Below are 3076 nucleotides of genomic sequence, written 5' to 3'. Positions count from 1 at the left end.
TATAAATTAAAAAAATGTATATTATACTAACAACAAGAAAAATTTGTTAATATCTAATTAGGAGGTGTTTTTTAAATGAAATTAAAGGGGTTCATAGTTACTTTTGGGTCGTTTGCACTGGCAACAGCCTTACTTTACTTGCTTGGTTATGTGTTTACTATTCCTTGGTTAATGTTTCAATACGAGTACACAAATAATGCAAGTGGGTTCTTTGTTACAACAGGGTCGTTAGTTCCCTTAATAATCGGTTTGGTGATAAGTTTTATGTCCGAAAAAATTTATCTATACAAGTACCGACAAAAACTTGGTTGATTTAAACCAAGTTTTTTTACGCTCTTAGTTTAGCAACAGTTGTGAAATTTACTCGTTGACAAGAACTTAGAAGCATTTGCTTAACAACTTTTTTGGAAGGTAATTGCTTGTTTAGTTCCATATAACAATGCCAAAATAGGTAGTTATCAAGATATTTAGTTGCTACTCCTTGAAATCTATCCATCCACTTCTTCAATCGCTTGTGATAACCATTGACGTGTTGGATATGGTAAATACCTTTCTTCTTGTACTGCTTTTTACTTACGTTGATGGCTTCGTGTTGCAGACTTTTCATTTGAGCAAACTTTTTATAGTTTGTAGCGGTATCTGTGCATAACAAAGCAGAGGTATCGATGTACTTGCCCAACACCTCGTCTATTTCGATAGCAGTAATACGCCCTTTCCCTGCCTTTTGAGAGAATATTTGACCGTTTCTATCGTGAGCCACTACGACACAGATTTGCTCCTTCGATATACCTCGCTTTTTAGCAACTCCACCACGTTTGCGAGCCTTTCTGTGTGTAATCATCTTTTTTCCCTTGTCACTTTCCAAGAAGAATGTTTCATCACTTTCTACAATGCCTTGTAGAGTTTGATGACCAAGTGAACGAACCGCATTCAGGATTTTATGTCTCCAATAAAATGCCGTTGAAACGTGAATTTTAAGTGCCTTTGCTATTTTAGGCAGACTTAATCCTTCAATCATCATTTTGTAATAATCAAGCCATTTGTGAGGGTACTTAGTTCCTGATAACGGGCTACCTGTCATATCGTTAAACGATTTTCCACAATCCTTACAAAGATAGCGTTGGCGTGAACGGTATTTGCCATTACGTTTAACAGACATACTACCGCAATAAACACAAGCTAAACCGTTAGAAAAACGAGTTTCACGAACCTCGCCAACCATCTTGGAAATATCGGTTTTAGGCTCTGGAAACAGGTCTTGTTGTAGAGCTTTGAACAATTCCAATTGTTCGCTCTTGGATAAAGAATGAAAATCTTTATAAACATCGTGCCAAACCATCGCCATCAGGAACACCCTTTCCGCAATTTTTGACACCATTATACATTATTTTTTTCATAGCCACAATTTATACGAAAACAGCCATCATTTTAAACTTGAAGATGCTATGTTGTTACTAGGTAGGAAAAATAGTGATAACTTCCAGAAATATTTAAAATCAAAAGGGATTGAAATTATTAAGCTTTCAACTAAAGTAGATTTGATGTACGTCAGAAAGTTCGATATTCATAACTTAATGAAAAAAAGGAATATCGTAGTGTCGAGTGAGGAAAAACTTAAAAAAGATCTTGAAGAGTCGGAGTTTCTGAATAGAAAACAAGTAATGATGTATTTAAATATTACTGCTAAGAGGTTGACTCAGCTAATAGAAAAACGTCTTTTACGAGTAGAAAAGAAAATTTCAAGTAATTTAACGTTATTTAAAAAATCGAAAGTGATCCAACTAAAAAAACAGCAAGAAATATTGCTAAAGTTATTGAATGAGAAGTGGTTTACCCGGAATGAGGTAATTGAAAAATTTAATTATGATCCGGATATGTATGAAATCAGAAAAACTAAAATTCCTGTTATTGTTGCCAGCGCTGATAGATTTTTAAATAAGAGGGTGATCTACCTAAAAAGTTCAGTAGAAGAGAATTTTAACCGGTTAGTATATACCCAGCAATATTATACAGATGTTGGAACTATATATGATAATATTAAGCACCGGCTTCAAATGGAGAAATTCTCCTTTTTTGAACATCTTATTGAAACTGAAAAGCTTTGGGATATATACATTAAGAGTAAATCAAATGAATGGAATCCAAATTCTTACGATGATAAATTACAGAGGATTGGTGTACTTGTAAATTTAACTAAAGATATGAATTCTATTTTATCAAAGGAAATATACAATTGCTCCTCAAAGGAATTGAATTTTGCGTTTTTTAAAAAATACCCTTTGCATTTTCAAAAGCATTTATATAGCTTTTTACAAGCAATTCATTTATCTCAAAAAATGCAAAATAAAGTTACATTTAGAATGAATGAAATAATTAATCCTTATGACCGAGAACAAAAAAGAAAAATAAAAAGTTTATATACGCCAAAAGAATATAGAAATCTATTCGATTATGTTTCTGAAAATGTTAGTTTTCATAAGAGTAATGCAATTAATAGTATAAAAAAAGCAGTTCTAGCAAATGAAGAAAATAAGAATATAAATATGGTATATGATCGTTATGATTCTGCATGGTTATATGTAATTCTTCATTTAACAAATATTTGGAGAACACCTGACTATCTTCATTTTCCTAGAGTGTCATTTGAGGATACTTATATCGAACCGACAATTGAATGGATGGAAAATAATGAAATTAGTAAAACGGACGCTGAAAGATTATTAAGAAGACTACAAATAAAAACATATAACTTTTCAAAAAATAATGCAGATAGGTATTTATTTATTCCGGATAAGTTATTAATCGCATTTGCAACTGCAGTGACTCTTTGTGAAATTAGAACAAGGCTTTTAAACGATAGTTTTCAATCCGTTATTAATTTTATGACAAAAGATAATAGATTTAGGAATAAAGTTAAAGAAAATTTTTTTAGATCCTTTAGCGGTGTTCAATTCGATACTTTAAAAATGAACCGTTCATTATTCACATTTTTGTTGCGTATTTCAAAAAATGTAAATGGACCACATGAAATAGAAATACTTAAACAATTTCGTGGACATAAGAACATTGAAACTAC

General features: G+C 31.7%; 1 protein-coding gene and 1 pseudogene. One reads left to right on the top strand and one right to left on the bottom strand.

Annotated features, from left to right (window positions below):
* Positions 1–328: 328 nt before the first annotated feature.
* Complete coding sequence (locus ADJ83_RS10235; protein ID WP_048717680.1) at positions 329–1345, bottom strand: IS1595 family transposase; 1017 nt, start codon at positions 1343–1345, stop codon at positions 329–331.
* A 250-nt stretch (positions 1346–1595) separates the two neighbouring features.
* Between ADJ83_RS10235 and ADJ83_RS10230 the strand changes: the two are divergent.
* Positions 1596–3076 (top strand): annotated as a pseudogene (locus tag ADJ83_RS10230) (hypothetical protein); the annotation flags it as partial.

It is taken from the genome of Bacillus sp. 522_BSPC, assembly GCF_001076885.1.
Classification (GTDB): Bacteria; Bacillota; Bacilli; order Bacillales; family Cytobacillaceae; genus Niallia; species Niallia hominis.
This window is presented reverse-complemented; position numbering and strand designations above follow the sequence as displayed.